Source organism: Sorangium sp. So ce327 (genome assembly GCF_051530205.1).
Lineage (GTDB): Bacteria > Myxococcota_A > Polyangia > Polyangiales > Polyangiaceae > Sorangium > Sorangium cellulosum_B.
The window spans coordinates 7,019,293-7,035,829 of the sequence record NZ_CP150330.1; the positions used below are offsets into that span (position 1 = coordinate 7,019,293).

Genomic DNA, 16,537 nt, shown 5'->3' on the forward strand with positions numbered 1-16,537 from the left:
AAGGTCCACGCCACGCGAGATCGACGCCGGGACGCCCGCCCATCGCGGGCTGCGCCCTGCGCCTCACCGGAGATCCCTGGCGCGCGCGGACCGCGGGGCAACGCAAACGGTGCGTCCGGACGCGCGCCGTGCACCGCGCGGAGCCGCGGGCCGCGGCGCCGCCCCGGACGCGCGTGATGGCACGTGGCGTGCGATGCGAAACGCGCCGTGCACTCCTCTCTTCATCTTCCCGGGGCCGCCGCGCTCCTGGGCCTCCTGTGCGTGGCGCACGCGGCAGGCTGCCAGGGTCGCGACCAGCCGCTCGGGCTGCGCCCCACGCTCGACGCGACGCCGATCGCCTCCGCGAGCATCCACCGCCCTGACAAGCTCTCCGGTGTCGCCACGGACAAGCGGGACTCGCTGGGCCGGCCGATCCGCGCGGCGTGCGTGACATGCCACTCGCTCCGCAGGCCCGATGCGCTGCCGACCTCGACGGCGGAGCTCGACGAGTTCCACGTCGGGCTGAGGTTCGAGCACGGCGGCCTGAGCTGCGCGTCGTGCCACGTGATCGGCGAGCAGGACACGCTGCGCAAGGCCGATGGCGCGCTCCTCCCGATGCGCGACGCCATGCAGCTCTGCGCCCAGTGCCACGGCCCCCAGCTCCGCGACTACGCGAACGGGGCTCATGGCGGGATGAACGGCAGTTACGCGGGCGGCGCGCGGGTGCGCAACCACTGCGTCGACTGCCACGATCCGCACGTGCCGGCGTTCCAGCCGTCGATGCCTGTCCTGCCCCCGCGCGACCGCTTCGTGGAGGCGCACGGCGCAGGAGAAGGAGCCCACGAATGACCCAGACATCCAGGCGCGTCGCGCTCAAGGTGCTCGGAGCCACGCTCGGCGCCTCCGCGTTCGCCCACGCGATGGAGCCGCTCCGCGCGTGGAGCAAGGACCTCTCGCTCGATCAGTTCCTGCAGCGCCATTACAAGGAGATGACGAGGGAAGAGCTCGCCGAGGTCATCGACCGCCTCGAGCGAGAGACGCGCGAGGAGTACGGCCGCGAGGTCACGATCCGCGACGTCCGCCCGCAGGAAGGGGTGCAGTTCGGCTACGCGCTCAGCCTGAGCGTGTGCATCGGCTGCCGCAAGTGCGCGGAGGCGTGCCACGTGGAGAACAACCACGATCGGCGCACGAACAACTCCTACATCCGCGTGCTCGAGATGGATCAGGGCAGCTTCGACATGGAGAAGGGCGACGCGACGTACGAGCACGCCGTGCCCGCGAAGGGCAAATACTACCTGCCGGTGCAGTGCCAGCAGTGCGACAACGCGCCTTGCGTGAAGGTCTGCCCCGTCCAGGCGACCTGGAAGGAGCCCGACGGCATCGTCGCCGTCGATTACAACTGGTGCATCGGCTGCCGCTACTGCGAGGCCGCCTGCCCCTACCACGCGCGGCGCTTCAACTGGACGAAGCCCGAGGTGCCCGCGGACGAGATCAACCCGGACCAGGGTTACCTGTCGAACCGCATCCGGCCCCAGGGCGTCGTGGAGAAATGCACCTTCTGCCTGCATCGAACGCGCGAGGGCCGGATGCCGGCCTGCCTCGAGGCCTGCCCCACGGGCGCGCGCGTCTTCGGCAACCTGCTGGATCCGAAGAGCGAGATCCGCTGGGTGCTCGAGAACAAGCGGATCTTCATCCTCAAGGAGGAGCTCGGCACGCGGCCGCGCTTCTTCTACTTCTTCGACGTCTGAGCGAGCGGAGCCACGATGGGCAACGACACGCACGCCATCACCTACCCGCGCTTCCTGCTCCGGGTCATCGGCCAGAGCTTCGAGGGCTCGTGGCGCTTCTATCTCTGGATGACCGTGCTCACGGCGATCGCCCTCGTCGGCGCGAACGCCTGGGCCCACCAGCTCGCCGAGGGCATGCGGGTCACCGGCATGAGCGACCACGTCTCGTGGGGCCTTTACATCGCGAACTTCACCTTCGGCGTGGGGCTCGCGGCGGGCGCCGTGATGATGGTGATCCCGGCGTATCTCTACGACGACCACGAGATGCACGACGTCGTGATCCTCGGCGAGCTGCTCGCGATCGCCGCCATCGTCGTCTGCCTCCTGTTCATCGTGGCCGACATGGGGCGACCGGACAGGTTCTGGCACATCTTGCCCGGGCTCGGGCGGTTCAACTGGCCGATCTCGATGCTGACATGGGACGTCATCGTCCTGAACGGCTACCTGTTCATCAACCTGCACATCTCGGGCTACCTCATCTACACGAGGTACCTGGGCAGGAAGCCGGACAGGAAGTGGTATCTGCCGTTCGTGTTCCTGTCCATCGGCTGGGCGGTGTCGATCCACACGGTGACGGCGTTCCTCTACTCGGGCCTCGGCGGCCGCCCCTTCTGGAACTCGGCGCTGCTCGCCCCCCGCTTCATCGCCTCTGCGTTCATCACCGGCCCGGCCTTCGTGATCCTGCTGCTCCAGCTCGTCGCCCGGCTGACCCGGTTTCGCGTGGGCGACGGGCCGATCCGCACGCTCACCTCCGTGCTCCGCGTGACCGTCCTGCTCAACCTGTTCATGCTGGGCTCGGAGCTCTTCACGTCGCTCTACACCGGCGGCACGCACAGCACCGCGGTGACCTACCTGTTCTTCGGCCTGCACGGCAAGAGCGCGCTCGTGCCGTGGATCTGGTCGGCGGTCGCGCTGAACGTGACCTCCGCGGCGCTCCTGCACCTGCCGGCGAGCCGCGGGAGCCGCGCCTACCTCAACGCGGCCTGCGTCGCCGCCTTCGCCGGCGTCTGGATCGAGAAGGGCATGGGCCTCATCATCCCAGGCTTCGTGCCGAGCACCCTGCACGAGCTCGTCGAGTACGTGCCCTCGATGGCCGAGTGGAAGATCACGGCGGGCATCTGGGCCGTCGGGTTCATGGTGCTCACGATCGCCATCAAGATCGCGCTGACGGTGCTCACCGGCGAGATGTCGGTCGAGCCGCGCTCCGGTGCCACCCGCGCAGACGGGCACGCGCCGCCGCTCGCGCAATAGCGCTGCTGTGTGCCTCATCGCGCCGCCGGACACACCTCCGGCGTCGCGCGAGCGCGCGTGTCGGCCTGCGTGGTCGCTGGCCCGGAAAGTGGCACTTCCTCGGACAATATAAAAGCTGAGCCGTCCACGGATCGCCCGGGCACTGCAGGGGGCATGTGCTGGCCAGCTCGTTGGCCCAGGGCGAGAGTGGCAATCGCCTCACGTCATCCAGATTGCCCGGGCGAGTGAGCGCTGAGCCGCGCTGGCGACCGCGTCGCATTTCAACTTACAAGAGGGAGGACACTTCAATGAAAGTTGCCGAGTACGCTCGTCTGGCCGCGCAGGCCGCCGCCGTCGCTCTCCCGCTCGTCGCGCTGGGCTGCGGGCCTGACCCGGAGAACGCCGGCGATGAATGTGCTCCGGATGACGGCTGCCCGAACGGCCTCGTGTGCGCCGAGGGCGGCGAGGACCACATCTGTTATGCGCCGCCCGGCGCCGGCTGCGATGCGGGCGGCACCGACTATTGCCTGGGCGATGCCGTCTGTGGCGACGACGGCACATGCCGAGTCCCGCTCGGCGGCCCCTGCGCCGGGGACACGAAGGACTTCTGCGCAGAAGGCACGACGTGCGGCGCTGACGGAACCTGCCAGACCCCGCCCGGCGGCGCGTGCGATCCGGCGGGCCCCGATCTCTGCCTCGACGAGGCGGTTTGCGGCAAGACGCGAGACGGCGGGGGAATCTGCGGCATCGCTGAAGGCGGCGCGTGCGATCCGGAGGCCCCGCTGTGCGCAGGCGGGCTCACCTGCGCCGAGCTCGTCGCAGGTGGCCATGCGTGTTATCCGCCCGTGCTGGCGAGAGGGAGCGTCTTCGACTCCGAGAGCACCGCGGGCATCGAGGGCGCGCTCGTGCTCGCGCTCGACGATCAGGCGACCGCGATCACGGACGTGACGACCACCGACGCCGCAGGGAATTACGTGCTCGAGGTGCCGGTGCCCCGCACGGAGGACGGCGCGCCGGTCGGAGACGTGATCTTCACGCTGCGGGCGAGCGCGCAGGACCACCAGCCCTTCCCGGGCGGGCTCCGCACGGCGCTGCCGATCGCCTCCAGCGAGGCGACGTCGGGCGACGACGGGTGGAGCATCGAGACCGCGCTCACGGATATCGCGCTGATCCCGCTGCCCGAGGACCAGCGGGGGCTGCCGAGCATCTCGGGCGCGGTGCTCGCGGACGAGCAGTCCGGCGGCGTGCTCGTCGTGGCCGAGGACGAGGGCGGCAAGGGGTTCAGCGCGGTGACCGATCGCGGCGGCGCCTACACGATCTTCAACGTGCCGCCCGGCAGCTACTCGGTGAGCGGCTACGCGGCGGGGCTCGCGCTCGATCCGAAGGCCGCGGAGGTCGGGGACGCGGCGGTCACGGGCGTGGATCTGGCGCGCTCGGACGCCGCCCTCGGCACCCTGACTGGCACGCTCAACATCGTCAATGCTCCTGGCGGCTCGACCACCAGCGTGGTGGTCGTCGTCGCGTCCACGTTCAACGACGCCTTCGTCCGAGGGGAGGTGCCGCGAGGGCTGCGCACGCCGCTCAGCGGGCCGCCCGACGTGAGCGGCGAATTCAGCATCTCCGGCGTGCCCGCTGGCAAATACGTGGTGCTGGCCGCGTTCGAGAACGACAGCCTCGTCCGCGATCCCGATCCGAACATCGCCGGCACGCAGCTCGTCACCGTGGAGATGCCGAGCCCCGGCGAGGACGTCTCCCTGCCGACCTCGTTCAAGATCACGGAGTCGCTGCCGGTGATCGGCCCGGGCGCGACGGATCCCGAGCCGGTGACGGCCGCGCCCACGCTCCGGTGGGGAGACGACGCCAGCGAGGACTTCTATACCGTGGTCGTCTACAACGCCTATGGTGACCTCGTGTGGTGCCTCGGGGACGACCCGACGTGCGCTGGGTCGAGCATCCCGGGATCGAGCGGCGTCGACGAGGTCTCGGTCGAGTACGGCGGTCCCCTCGATCCTGGCATGTACTATCAGTTCCGCGTGACCTCCTGGCGCTCCCCGGGCGGCGAGCCGGGCGCCATCTCCGCGACCGAGGATCTGCGGGGCGTGTTCTACGTCACAGGCCAGTAACCACCCCCCAGGCGTCCCGGGTGGACAGCTGAGCCCGCAGCGCTGCCCCGCTCACTCCGCGACGATCGCGACGGAGGCCGGGAGCGCCCCGATCACCGCCGTGACCACGCCGTCCTCGTACGAGAACGGCACCACGCGATCTTCCTCGAAGTCGATCGACGCGACAGTGACCTGCGTCGGGCTCGCGTCCATGGGGAAGCTCGCCGTCACCCCCACCTGCTCCACAACACCTGCGCTGTATTCGTGGTTGATCACGTGGAGCACCGTGCGGCCGTCCGCGAGGCGCACGAGGTTGTGGCTCATCTTCTTCTCGCCCGCGCACGCCTCGGGCTGCTCGGCGGACGCGCACTCCTCGAAGGAGAGGGTCACGGTCCCTGTGACGTCGGTCGCCCCGTGGACCAGGTCCTCGTGGGACTTGTAGAAGTCGCGGAAGCGCGCGAAGAACTCCATCATCTCGAGCGCGGTCGCGGTGCTCTCGTCCGTCGTCGTGTGCAGCGGCAGGGCGAAGTACAGGCCGTTCGCGTAGACCTCCGCGGCGAAGATGCGGAAATAGTCCTTCCGCTCCTCCAGCGGGAGCCCGTAGTAGCGGTTCATCATGTCATTGGGCCAGTCCAGGAACAGCATCAGCGGGACTTCCTTGCCGCCGACGAGCTCTTGAACGCGCTTCGAGCGCGCCTTGAGCCCCCGCAGGGCCGTCTGGAACGACACGGTCCCGTCGAGGTGTCCCTCCACGACAGGCACCCAGTTCATGCCGCGCGGGCCGTCGCCGTCGATGTTCCAGTCGTACAGGCCCACGCTCTGCATGTCGACGAACGGCACGATGCCGTTCGACGAGATGAAGATCTCGCGGCCGTGCTGCTCGCGCGCGTAGCGGCGGAGCGCGAGCACCACCTCCTGCCAGTAGACGAGCGCCGGATAGACCTCGACGAAGGTCCCGAGCTGCGGGTCTGGACGGTTTCCCACCGTCCGGCCCCACTCCTCGACGAGCAGCTCGTTCCCGCTGTCGAAGGGCTTCTCCGTGGCGTTCACGCGCTGGAGGTAACCGCGGAAATCAAAGCCTCTCCCGGCGGTCTCGGGCGCTCCTCCGCAGTCGAGCCCGTCCTCGGGGAGGAGATCGAACCCCTGCTGCCAGCCGTCCGGACGGCCGCCGTGCCTGCGACAGAGGTAGTTTCCGAAGTCCGCGACATGGTGATCGTCGAACCCCTCGTTGCCGTCGTACTCCGCGCCCCCGTAGCCTCCGTTGATCTCGTCGAAGTTCAGCCCGTCGACCCCGAGGTCGATCTGGAGCTTGCCCATCTCGACGAGCCGCGCGCGGTAGCTCGGAGACGCCATGCTCGATCGGTGCGCGCCTGGCACGATCTGGTCGTGGGCGACGAGCTCGCCCGCGGCGTTGCGCGTTGTCTGCTCCAGAAACTGCTCCTCGCTGTCGACCTCGTCCTCGAAGACGATGGATGCGGTGCTGCCCGCGACGAAGCGGATGCCGCGCTCGCGGCAGCTCGCCAGGTACTCGGCGTCGTAATCGCCGGCCTGGATCCCTGTGTCGCGCCAGCGCTGCCACGCTCTCGGCACCATGTCCGGGGCGAGCTCCAGCACCTGGGGATCCGCCTCGTTCACCTCCACCTGGCTGAACGCGAACACCGTCAGCTCCGACGTGTCGAACGTGCCGAACACCTCCGGGTCGAACTCGGGCATGACCGGCGTGATGTCGCCTCCACCCCCCTCTCCCCCCGCGCCTGTCGCCGTGGTCGCGCCCTCGCCGCCCGCGCTCCCGCTGGACGCGGCCATGCCGCCGGTTCCCCCTGTCCCCCCGGGGTCCGGATCCGAGCTGCACGCGCTCCCGGCCAGGGCGCCGGCCATGACCATGCACGTCAGCAGCCCGGACCAGCCTGATTTCCCGATGCGGGCCGCGCGGCGCTGGTACCCATGCGCCGAAGCCCCTCGACGCCCGGGGCCGCCCGCGATCCCGTATCTCCGATGAGTTGCCATGGGCACAGAAGGAGTTCGCGCCCTTCGCCATGTCAAGCTTGCCCTGCCCCACGGCACGAAGCCGTCACGTGGGAGCTTCTCAGACAACGACGTCAAATTCCAGCACCACCGCTCGCACTTCATGGTTGAATTCCGCGTGCACAGAACGTTGCTCCGCCGACTGGCGGCCTTCATCGCCCCCTACGTCCTCGGCGCCGCGCTCTCCTCCTCCCACGATCCCGCATTCACGATTTGCTCTTGACGGAGACGATCATGCCCATTCGACCTTCATTGTCGCACACCATTCTTCTTGGCTTGCTCGCTGCCGCCTGCAGCTCGAGCGAGCCGGCTCTGGAGGGCTCCGGCGGCGCGGGCGGCGCCGGTGGCTCCGGCGGCGCCGGTGGCTCCGGCGGCGCCGGTGGCTCGGGGGGCGGCGACGTGGCTGCGCCGCTCGTCGAGACGGAGGCGGGTCCGGTGGAGGGCGCGCTCGTCGGCGCGACGCGCACCTTCCTGGGCATCCCGTACGCCGCGCCGCCGGTCGGGGACCTGCGCTGGAGATCACCCGCGCCGCACGAGCCGTGGACCGAGCCGCGGGCTGCCGTCGAGGTGGGCATTCCCTGCTCGCAGCTGAACCTGCTCACCCCGGGCTTCAATGAGATCTCGGGAGAGGACTGCCTCACCCTGAACGTCTGGACGCCCGAGCGCCCGGCGTCCTCGTCCGCACCCGTCCTCGTCTGGATTCATGGCGGCGGCTTCGAGCTCGGCAGCGGCGGGGAGGCCGATTACGACGGCCGGGCGCTCTCCGAGGCGACAGGATCGGTGGTGGTCACCTTCAACTACCGCCTTGGCCCGCTCGGGTTCCTGGCCCTCCCGGAGCTCAAGTCGGAGGATCCCGATCACCCCTCGACGGGCGCGTACGGCCTGGAGGACCAGCGCGCCGCGCTCCAGTGGGTCAAGGCCAACATCGCCGCGTTCGGCGGGGATCCTGGCAGGGTCACCCTGTTCGGCGAGTCCGCGGGCGGCATCAGCGTCTGCATGCATCTGGTGTCGCCCAGGAGCAAAGGCCTCTTCCAGACCGCCATCATCGAGAGCGGACCGTGCGACTCCGCCGCGGACGAGGCGACGGCCAGCGCGCAGGGGCAAGAGTTCGTCGAGGCGCTGGGCTGCACCGACGCGCCTTCCGTCCTCGAGTGCCTTCGCGGCAAATCGGCCGAGGAGATCATGAGCGCGCTGCCGCGGGGCGCGGCCTTCCTCGAGGGCGCCGGCCCGACGTGGTTCCCGGTCGTCGACGGATGGAACCTGCCCGACACGCCGGGCAAGCTCCTCGAGGCCGGGAGCTTCGAGAAGATGCCGACCATCCTCGGCAGCAACGCGGACGAGGGCACGCTCTTCGTCACGCTCTGGGGCGAGTCCGCGGCGGTCGCCGACGACGCCGCGTTCGAGGCGTTCGCCGAGACGCTCGCCCCGGGCCACGGCGAGGAGGTGGTGGCGCTCTACCCGAGCGAGACCTACGGCTCGGCGCAGGCGGCGGCGATCGCGGCGCTGGGTGATTCGATGTTCGTGTGCCCGACGCGGCGGGCGGCGCGCGCGATCGCGGGCGCCGGCGCGGCGACGTATCTCTATCATTTCACCTATGCGCCCGAGAGCTCGCTGCTCGGCGATCTCGGCGCCTTCCATTCTGCCGAGATCAAGTTCGTGTTCGGCAACCCGACGATGGTGTTGCCGGAGCCGCTGACCGAGGGTGAGCTCGAGATGTCGCAGAAAATCATGGGGTACTGGTCGCGCCACGCGGCGAGCGGGGACCCCAACGGCGAGGGCGCCGTCGCGTGGCCGAGGTATGGAGCGGAGGGGGACGAGAGCCTCACCCTCGATCGCGACATCGCGCCGCAAGCCGGCCTGAAGGGAGAGCAGTGCGACGCGTGGGACACCTTCGCCACGGCGGCCCCCTGACGGTGCTCGCACGGAGGGCCGCGGCGCGTCACGCGATGGCCGAGGCCCTGCGAGCGGCCTGCGCGGCTCGAGTGTTGAGTCCGGGCCCGCCGCGAGCGCGATCCCCGAGCGCAGCCGCCGCGCGCTAAATAGCGATAGATATTATGCTATCCTGACCACGGTGCTCTCCTCCTACGACCTCGCCGCCATCATGGCCCGCCTCGACGCGCGCGAGGCCGCGCTCGACCTGCTCACGCAGGAGCGCCAGGCCGCGGTCGCCGCGATCTTGCGGGCGCCGGCGGGGTCTCCGGGCACGGCGCTCGATCCTGCGGGGGGCCGGGAGCCCGAGGAGGCCGAGCTCCTCCTGATCCGCCGGGCCGATCACCCGGCCGATCCCTGGTCGGGGCACATGGCGCTCCCGGGCGGGCGGCGCGAGCCGGCGGACGAGAGCCTGCTCGCCACCGCGATCCGCGAGACGCGGGAGGAGGTGGGGATCGACCTGGCGGCGCACGGGACCCTGCTCGCGCGCCTGCCCGAGGTCCCGGCGGTCGCGCGCGGGCGGCGCGCCGGGATGATCGTCGCCCCGTTCGTCTTCGCGCTGCGCTCCACGCCGGAGCTCACCCTGAGCGACGAGGTGGCCGAGGCGCTCTGGACGCCGCTCGGGCCGCTCGCGCGCGGCGAGCGCACCTCGCGTTATGCGTACACGCACGAGGGAAACGTCCTCCAGCTCCCGTGTCTGCTCGTGGACGAGCGGGTCGTCTGGGGGCTGACGTACCTCATGCTGAAGCAGCTCTTCGAGGTGCTTCACCGGTAGCTCGCGCGGCCGCCGGATCAGCCGGTCTGCCGCGGCGACGCTGCCCGCTTTCCCCTCGGATTCCCCTCAGAACCCGCCTTCGATCGCGAGCCCCGGCATCGTGATGGGCCCGATCTTCCGCGGCGTGCACGCGCCGTCATCGCAGCTCACGTCGAACACCTCCTTCGCCAGCGTCGCGTTCTGCACGTCGAGCACGAGCCCGAGGTACCTCCGCGCGCCCAGCGCCCAGCGCTTCGACAGGCGCATGTCGAGCCGATAGAACGGCGCGACGCGATCCGGGTGCTCGCTCGGGGGGCGGCCCGGGGCGGCCTCGTCGGCGGGAAAGCCGGTATAGAAGACGTGGCGTATCCCGGCGCGCCAGCCCGCGCCGAGGTCGTAGAGCAGCGCGAGGTGCGCCACGTGCGTCCGGTCGTAGGCGGAGGGGATCGTCGCCCTGCCCCGCGTGCGCGTGGAGCGCGACAGCGTGTACGACGCCAGGAAGAACATGTCGCGGCGGAGCGCCCCGCGCGCCCCGAGCTCCAGACCGTACGTGTCGCCGAGGCTCCGCGTGAGAAAGCGCTCCGTGCTGAGGGTCGTGCCTCGGCCCGTCCCGATCGGATCGCTCAGGCCGAAGGTCGCCTGTCGAAACACCGTGGCGCTGAAGTTGACAGGGCCCGCGTCGACCTCGACGCCGAAGCTCGACTGCAGGCTGCGCTGCAGCCCCCCAGGGATGCCGCCGATCTGGAGCGCCGGCAGCGGGGCGAGGCCGGGCAGCTGCGAGGCGAGGCCGAACGCCGGGATGAGCCGCACGTGGTCGCCGACGCCGAAGCGGCCGACGATCCTCGGGTCGACGGCGAGCGCGCTCTTGCCGAGCGAGGTGTAGTGGTCCACGCGCACGCCGGGCGTGATCGTCGACCGCTCGTCGAGCACGAGCAGCGCGTCGGCCCACGCGCCCAGCGCGAGGTCGAGGCGGCTGCGGAAGAGCTCCGGGAAGCTCTCGTCGAGCTGGGCCGTCCCCTCGGCGGGCGCGTCGTCTTCGGTGGACGCGCCGCCTCCGGGCTCGCCGTCCGACGCGCCGGGGCGCGGCGTCACCACGTAGCGGTCGACCGCGGCGTCGACGCCCACCCGCACGAGCGCGCGCCCCGCGAGGATGGGCCGGGCCAGGCTCATCCGCGCGTTGAGCTTCCAGGCCTCGGCGCTCTCCACGCCGACCCCGCGCGACCGGTCGAGCCCGAGGGTGAGCGCCGACCTGACGCGCGCGCCCGAGGCGGCGTCGTCGCGGTCGTAGCGCATGTCCAGGCGGTGAAAGTCGCTGTCGAGGAGGACGTCGGTCGCCTCGGCGCCGTCCTCCTCGCCGATGCTGGCGAGGTAGTCATACGCGCCGAAGGCGAAGACCGTGAAGCGCTCCTCCGGCCCGAGCCGGTGCGTCATCCGGCCCTGGTAGTCGGCGTAGCCCACGTCGACGCTCGGGACGAGCGCCGAGGTGAGCGCCGCGCCGGCGGCGTAGCGCCCTCCCACGAGGACGTGGGTGTCGCTGTCCATCGGCCCCTCCACGACGCCGCCGAGGTCGACGAACCGGAGGCTCCCCTCCCCGCGCCAGACGTCGGACGGCGGCGCGCTCTCGGCCTCGATCGCCGCGCCCGCGAGCCGCCCGATGTCCGAGGGATAGGGGCCGAGGTGCATCTCGACGCGCTGGACCATCGCGGCCGGGATGACGCTGGGGCCGGCGCCCACGTGAAAGAGGAGCGGGACCTGGATGCCGTTGAAGAAGTAGCCGATGTTCCCCGGGGGCGCGCCGCGGATGTAGTAGTACGGCATGCCGCTCGCGATCGAGGTCACGCCGGGCTGGATCTCGATGGCGCGGTAGGGGTCGCCTAGCGCGCCGGGCAGCTCGCGGACGTCGCGCCGCGTGAGCGAGACGGAGCCCGGCGGAGCCCGGTTGCCCTCGACGGTGACCTCGATCCCGGCGGGCGCGACGGCCTGTCCGTCAGGGACCACGGGAGCCGGCGGCTCGGCCGGGGCCGCGCCGGGCGCCTGCGCCGCCTCGGCTCCTGCCGGCTCGCCGGCCGGGCGGCCTGCAGGTTGAGGGCGCGCCTCGCCCGCATGCAAGGTCGCGGCGGCCGCGAGCGCGAGGGAGAAGAGTGCGCCTGGGGATCTCACGCGGATGTCGTAGCTACGCCGCCGGGCAGCCGGGAGAACCTCCCCCGTGGCGGCCCGCACTTAGCAAATCCAGCGGCTCGGCGGAAGCCAGGGAGTCCATGCACGCTCGGCCACCAGCGTGCCCTGGACGCGCATCCCCGCGCTCGCGAGGCGCTCGTCCGCCATATCGACGGGCGACGCATCTGCTCGCCCGATCCGGGGAGACAAAAAACAGAGCGCCCATTCGACGGCGGGGGGGGGAAGCCGTCACGGGCGCTCTGGCTTCCGTGTTTAGCAGGACACGGGCCAAGGCCATCCCCTTCTCTGTTCCTGGGGTTACCCTTAAGGACACCCCCGACACCTTTCGATTCTGAGATTTCTGCTTTCAAACCTGGCATGGGCTCCGCGCCTTGAAACATCCCGGCGGGCCTCCCTGCCGCGCCGAGCTCCCTGAGATGCAAGCCAGGCCGAGGACATCGGCACAGCGCTCAATTGACAAATAGTTGTCAATATGACAGGTTGTTTCCAATGACGAGGCTCACCGCGGAGGCGACCGCGCTCAGCGAGCTGGTGATCGAGGTGTTCCGCTTGAATGGTCTGGCGCTCGAGGCCGGGGACGCCCTGGCCAGGCCGGCGGGGCTCACGAGCGCGCGCTGGCAGGTGCTCGGCGTCGTGGACCACGGCCCGGCGCCGGTCTCGAACGTCGCTCGGACGATGGGGCTGACCCGCCAGGGCGTGCAGCAGATAGCGGACGCCCTCGAGCGCGAGGGGTTCGTCGAGTATGTCGAGAACCCTCACCACCGCACGGCCAAGCTCATCGCGATGACGGCGGCAGGGCGCGAGGCCCTGCGGCAGGTAGAGGCGCGCCACGCCGCGTGGGCGGACCGGATCGGCAAGCGGCTCGACCTGTCGATCCTGCACGCGACCCTCGATGCGCTGCGACAGGCCCGACGTGTGCTCGAAGAGGACGCGGCGTCGCCTGCGCGACCCGCTCGAAAGGCGTGATCCCATGAGCGAAGCGATGACGATCCCCGTGCTCCCGTGCGCGTCGCTGCCCGAAACCCTGGCGTTCTACGGCGCCCTGGGCTTCGAGGTCACCCATCAGCAGACAGCGCCGAACGTGTATGCGGCGACGCGCCGCGGGGAGGTCCACCTGCACTTCATGGGCCTCAAGGGGCTGGATCCCAGGCAGGCGTACAGCACGTGCCTTGTGATCGTCCCCGAGGTCGAGCGGCTCCACGAGACGTTCGCGGAGGGGCTGCGGCGGGCGTACGGCAAGCTGCCGATCTCCGGCCTGCCCAGGATCTCGCGCATGAAGAAGGGGCAGAGCCGCTTCACGGTGGTCGACGTCGCGGGCAACTCGGTGATCTTCATCCGGCGGGACGCGCCGGACGACGACGAGGAAGCCGCCGGGTCGCGCTCGGACTCGAGGCTCGGCAAGGCCCTGCGCGCGGCTGCGCGGCTGCGCGACTTCAAGAACGACGACGCGGCGGCCGCCAAGGTCCTCGACGTGGCGCTCGCCCGGAAGGAGCCGGACGACCCCCTCGAGCGCGCCCGCGCCCTCGCCGCCCGGCTGGAGCTCGCCGTCGCCCTGGGCGAACAGGCGCGCGCCCGCGCCCTGCGCGACGAGATCGACGAGGCGCCGCTCTCCGACGAGGAGCGCGCCCTGCTCCGGCCTCAGCTCGACGCCGTGGACGCGCTCGATCGGTCGCAGCGATAGGCGCGCGCGCCGCAAGGCCTCACGTCGCTCGCCGCCTCCGTGCCGCGCCCGGCGGACGCGCGACACGCTCGTCCTTGGCCAGGAGCTCGAGCGCGCGATCGAGCGCGAGCCCCAGCGAGCGCGCGCCCTCGGCCGAGAGGTCGGAGAAGAGCATCTGCGCGCCGACGAAGGCCGCGTACTCCAGCCGCGCGAGCAGCAAGGCGGCGCCGCGCGCGCGCCCCTCGGAGGCGTACAGGGACGCGAGGTACTCGACGCGGCGCGCGTCGACCCGCCGGAGCACGGCCGCGGCGCGCTCGTCTCGGAGCGCCCACGCCCGCACGGCGAGCTCGAGCCGGCCGTCGAGCGAGCGCACGACAGCGGAGAGCCGCTGCCGCTTCTGCTCGGGGCTCCCGCCCGCCTCGGCGTGGTGGATCGGCGCCGACGTCTGCCGCTCCTCCCAGCGAGCGAGGAGCGCCGCGAGGAACGCCGCGATGTCCTCGAAGTGGTGATAGAACGAGCCCTTCGTTCGGCCGAGCCTCGCGCAGAGCCCGTCGATCGTCAGCGCGCCCTCGCCGCCGTCGCGGAGCGCGTCGAGCCCCTTGTCGAGCCAGTCGTTCCTCGAGGTGCGCGCCATGCGGGTCAGTCGAGCGTGGCGCCCGCGACGGCGGCGGCGAGGGTGAGCGAGAGCGGCGAGTACACGAGGCGGTTCAGCCGGTGATACGGCAGCGCGCCCGTGTCGGGCCGCAGGCGAGCCTCGAGGTAGCCGCCGACGCCCCGCGCCCCGAGCACCAGCGCGACGGCCCACGCGCCGAGCCGGAGCAGCGTCGGCGAACCGCCGCCGCCGTACCGCTGGGCGAGCACCAGCGCGGCGGACGACGCGAGGAGACACGCCACGACGAGACATGCGCCGAGGGAAGGAAAGGGACTGCCCTTGGGCAAGCCGACCACCATCTCCACCTTCTCGTGCCGGGCATCCCCGGGCCACGCGCCTCCCAGGCCCCAGTAGACGTGGATCGCCGCGAGCACCCCGAGGGCGCCGCCCGACGCCAGGGCAAGCACGTCCCGCCGTGGGACCCCCACGCCCAGCGCCCCGGCCGCGCACAGGATCGCGAGCAGGCCAAGCAGCGTCCATGGCGACACGCCGCGCGGCGCTCCGAGCCGGGACACGCCGGCGACCAGCACGAGGAGCGGGGCGACGACCGCCGCGCTCGAGAGAAGTGGATCCATCGTGGCCTCACCTTCAAACCATACCATACGGTATGGTATGGTACTGGACAAGCGTCTGCGCCTCACTGAACGCACGGCGCAGGGACCGTCGCTGTGGCGCTCCGCCACGGACGCTCCCGAGCCGCGCGAGGCCCTCGGCGCCTCGGGTTGCTCTCGCCCGCCGCCGCGCACGCTGCCCCGCGACTCCCTGCGCGCGCCGCCCGCCACGCCCGGCGCGGCCCGATTCCCGCCGGCAGCGCGGCAGCGCCACCGTGCTTTCCACCCTCCTCGGTGAGATTCTCACGAAAAGCGCACGACCAACAAATGCTGAGTTCTTCTCGGGGCCTATCGAAATACACTCGATATACACTCGATTCATCGCGCCTTCATGGCCGATTCGGCTTCCTTGTCCGCGCCTGCCCAAGTATGAAATAGGAGTTCGAGCTCTCCTTGGCTCCGAAGTGACAAGGGCGCCGCGCGCCCCCGGTCGGGTCGCCGCGCCGGCGTGAAGGAGCGGGAAGAGAGGCTTGGGGCAGCGCCGAGCGATCGTCGTGGTGCCCCTTGCCGAAGAGCCGAAACGCGACACGCGAGAGAAGGACCATCACGATGAGGAGGATGAGGAGAAGGAAGGACCCGTTCGGCATGGCGCTCGCGCTCGCCGGCGCCGGCAGCTTCGCGGGCTGCTGGGAAGGCGGCGCTGTCCAGATCTATTCGTGCAATGAGCCGTGCTTCAGCCTGGATGCTCACGAGTGCAATGATCCGTGCCCCGTGTGCGACGGCGCGTGCGTGCCGCCGCCGTCCCTCGGGTTCGACGATCCCATCCTGCTCTGGAGGGGCGACGCGACCGGCGGGACGTCCCCACCGGAGTGCCCGGTGGAGGCGCCGGATCTCCTGTTCGACGGTTACAGCGGATTCGCCGGCGAGCACAGGTGTCCGACGTGCCTTTGCACGAAGCCCTCCTGCGAGCTGCCTTCAGGCCTTCTGGGGAGCGCCTCGGCCACGTGCGACGGGACGGCGTCCACGTCGTTCGCCGCCCCCGAGGGGTGGAGCGGCGCGTGCACGGCGCCGGCCGCGGCGACCTCGGGCGAGCTCAGCTCGCTCCTCATCCCGGCGCCGACCGTGAGCGCGTGCGCCCCGGCGCACGATCCCGGAGGAGCGCCGCCCGAGCTGGCCGCCCCCGCGAGCACCCGGGTGCGCGCGTGCACCGGCGCGGCCGACGAGAACAAGTGCAGAGATCCCTCGATGATGTGTGTCGCGGCCCCCAGGCAGCGATCCGGGGGCTTCACGATGTGCATCCGCCATCTGCTCCAGAACACGCCGGAGTGCCCCGAGCCATATCCCGATCTGCTGGCGATCGCCGAGGGCTTCGACGACACGCGCAGCTGCACGCCTTGCGCGTGCGAGGAGCTCGAGGACGCCACGTGCGCCGCGCTCGTCTCCGTCTACGAGGACGGCAGCTGTCGCGAGCTCCTCGGCGCAGAGACGGTGACGATGGCCGGGCCGAAGTGCGTCGCGGGGCCGGATCTGCGGCTCGAGAGCATGGTGGCGCGCTGGATCAGGGACGACCCAGGCCGGTGCGCCCCGACCGGAGGAGTCGCCATGGGCCAGGTGACACCGCAGAGCCCGGCTTACTATTGCTGCCAGTCAGACGAGGTCATCCCTATCTACTGATGACCCCGCCCGCCAA

Annotated in this window: 14 protein-coding genes; 10 read left to right on the plus strand and 4 right to left on the minus strand. The window is 71.0% G+C overall.

Features of this window, described 5'->3' with window-relative positions; translation table 11 throughout:
- Positions 1 to 207: 207 nt before the first annotated feature.
- From WME95_RS26205 to WME95_RS26220, 4 genes are all read left to right on the plus strand, one after another.
- The gene (locus WME95_RS26205; RefSeq protein ID WP_437902127.1) at positions 208 to 828 is read left to right on the plus strand and encodes a hypothetical protein; all 621 of its coding nucleotides are present in this window, start codon (positions 208 to 210) and stop codon (positions 826 to 828) included.
- Positions 825 to 1,727: a 4Fe-4S dicluster domain-containing protein gene (locus WME95_RS26210; RefSeq protein WP_437902128.1), complete on the plus strand. Its 903-nt coding sequence runs from the start codon at positions 825 to 827 to the stop codon at positions 1,725 to 1,727. The genes WME95_RS26205 and WME95_RS26210 overlap by 4 nt, the downstream gene beginning before the upstream one ends.
- 15 nt (positions 1,728 to 1,742) lie before the next feature.
- The gene (gene dsrP / locus WME95_RS26215) at positions 1,743 to 3,017 is read left to right on the plus strand and encodes a sulfate reduction electron transfer complex DsrMKJOP subunit DsrP (protein WP_437902129.1); all 1,275 of its coding nucleotides are present in this window, start codon (positions 1,743 to 1,745) and stop codon (positions 3,015 to 3,017) included.
- Between the two features lie 287 nt (positions 3,018 to 3,304).
- Entirely contained in the window at positions 3,305 to 5,119 is a 1,815-nt protein-coding gene (locus tag WME95_RS26220; RefSeq protein ID WP_437902130.1) for a hypothetical protein, read from the plus strand.
- A 51-nt stretch (positions 5,120 to 5,170) separates the two neighbouring features.
- Here WME95_RS26220 and WME95_RS26225 read toward each other — a convergent pair whose 3' ends face one another.
- Positions 5,171 to 6,976 carry a hypothetical protein gene (locus WME95_RS26225; protein ID WP_437902131.1) on the minus strand — a complete coding sequence of 602 codons (1,806 nt, stop codon included), beginning with the start codon at positions 6,974 to 6,976 and terminating at the stop codon, positions 5,171 to 5,173.
- 127 nt (positions 6,977 to 7,103) lie between these two features.
- On the opposite strand from WME95_RS26225, the gene WME95_RS26230 reads away from it, so the two are divergent.
- The 3 genes from WME95_RS26230 (at position 7,104) to WME95_RS26240 (ending at position 9,827) form a co-directional block, all read left to right on the plus strand.
- The gene (locus WME95_RS26230; RefSeq protein WP_437902132.1) at positions 7,104 to 7,346 is read left to right on the plus strand and encodes a hypothetical protein; all 243 of its coding nucleotides are present in this window, start codon (positions 7,104 to 7,106) and stop codon (positions 7,344 to 7,346) included.
- Positions 7,347 to 7,357: 11 nt separating this feature from the next.
- Positions 7,358 to 9,034, plus strand: a complete 1,677-nt coding sequence (locus tag WME95_RS26235; protein WP_437902133.1) for a carboxylesterase/lipase family protein — start codon at positions 7,358 to 7,360, stop codon at positions 9,032 to 9,034.
- Positions 9,035 to 9,194: 160 nt separating this feature from the next.
- On the plus strand, positions 9,195 to 9,827 hold the full coding sequence (locus WME95_RS26240) for an NUDIX hydrolase (protein ID WP_437902134.1): 633 nt from the start codon (positions 9,195 to 9,197) through the stop codon (positions 9,825 to 9,827).
- A 66-nt stretch (positions 9,828 to 9,893) separates the two neighbouring features.
- On the opposite strand, the gene WME95_RS26245 is transcribed toward WME95_RS26240, so the two are convergent.
- On the minus strand, positions 9,894 to 11,966 hold the full coding sequence (locus WME95_RS26245; RefSeq protein ID WP_437902135.1) for a TonB-dependent receptor plug domain-containing protein: 2,073 nt from the start codon (positions 11,964 to 11,966) through the stop codon (positions 9,894 to 9,896).
- Between the two features lie 507 nt (positions 11,967 to 12,473).
- Here WME95_RS26245 and WME95_RS26250 point away from each other — a divergent pair.
- The gene (locus tag WME95_RS26250) at positions 12,474 to 12,950 is read left to right on the plus strand and encodes a MarR family winged helix-turn-helix transcriptional regulator (RefSeq protein ID WP_437902136.1); all 477 of its coding nucleotides are present in this window, start codon (positions 12,474 to 12,476) and stop codon (positions 12,948 to 12,950) included.
- Positions 12,951 to 12,954: 4 nt separating this feature from the next.
- Positions 12,955 to 13,665, plus strand: a complete 711-nt coding sequence (locus WME95_RS26255) for a hypothetical protein (RefSeq protein ID WP_437902137.1) — start codon at positions 12,955 to 12,957, stop codon at positions 13,663 to 13,665.
- A 19-nt stretch (positions 13,666 to 13,684) separates the two neighbouring features.
- On the opposite strand, the gene WME95_RS26260 is transcribed toward WME95_RS26255, so the two are convergent.
- Positions 13,685 to 14,278 carry a TetR/AcrR family transcriptional regulator gene (locus tag WME95_RS26260; RefSeq protein WP_437902138.1) on the minus strand — a complete coding sequence of 198 codons (594 nt, stop codon included), beginning with the start codon at positions 14,276 to 14,278 and terminating at the stop codon, positions 13,685 to 13,687.
- Positions 14,279 to 14,283: 5 nt separating this feature from the next.
- The gene (locus WME95_RS26265) at positions 14,284 to 14,871 is read right to left on the minus strand and encodes a DUF3995 domain-containing protein (protein ID WP_437902139.1); all 588 of its coding nucleotides are present in this window, start codon (positions 14,869 to 14,871) and stop codon (positions 14,284 to 14,286) included.
- Positions 14,872 to 15,465: 594 nt separating this feature from the next.
- On the opposite strand from WME95_RS26265, the gene WME95_RS26270 reads away from it, so the two are divergent.
- Positions 15,466 to 16,521, plus strand: coding sequence for a hypothetical protein (locus WME95_RS26270; protein WP_437902140.1), 1,056 nt, complete (start codon positions 15,466 to 15,468; stop codon positions 16,519 to 16,521).
- The last annotated feature ends 16 nt before the right edge of the window (positions 16,522 to 16,537 follow it).

Excerpts from the sequence above, each read along its gene's own strand:
- WME95_RS26260 (WP_437902138.1), bottom strand. The coding sequence starts at position 14,278 with ATGGCGCGCACCTCGAGGAACGACTGGCTCGACAAGGGGCTCGACGCG.
- WME95_RS26225 (WP_437902131.1), bottom strand. The coding sequence starts at position 6,976 with ATGGCCGGCGCCCTGGCCGGGAGCGCGTGCAGCTCGGATCCGGACCCC.
- WME95_RS26250 (WP_437902136.1), top strand. The coding sequence starts at position 12,474 with ATGACGAGGCTCACCGCGGAGGCGACCGCGCTCAGCGAGCTGGTGATC.
- WME95_RS26270 (WP_437902140.1), top strand. The coding sequence starts at position 15,466 with ATGAGGAGAAGGAAGGACCCGTTCGGCATGGCGCTCGCGCTCGCCGGC.
- WME95_RS26235 (WP_437902133.1), top strand. The coding sequence starts at position 7,358 with ATGCCCATTCGACCTTCATTGTCGCACACCATTCTTCTTGGCTTGCTC.
- dsrP (WP_437902129.1), top strand. The coding sequence starts at position 1,743 with ATGGGCAACGACACGCACGCCATCACCTACCCGCGCTTCCTGCTCCGG.
- WME95_RS26255 (WP_437902137.1), top strand. The coding sequence starts at position 12,955 with ATGAGCGAAGCGATGACGATCCCCGTGCTCCCGTGCGCGTCGCTGCCC.
- WME95_RS26220 (WP_437902130.1), top strand. The coding sequence starts at position 3,305 with ATGAAAGTTGCCGAGTACGCTCGTCTGGCCGCGCAGGCCGCCGCCGTC.
- WME95_RS26230 (WP_437902132.1), top strand. The coding sequence starts at position 7,104 with ATGGGCACAGAAGGAGTTCGCGCCCTTCGCCATGTCAAGCTTGCCCTG.
- WME95_RS26210 (WP_437902128.1), top strand. The coding sequence starts at position 825 with ATGACCCAGACATCCAGGCGCGTCGCGCTCAAGGTGCTCGGAGCCACG.
- WME95_RS26265 (WP_437902139.1), bottom strand. The coding sequence starts at position 14,871 with ATGGATCCACTTCTCTCGAGCGCGGCGGTCGTCGCCCCGCTCCTCGTG.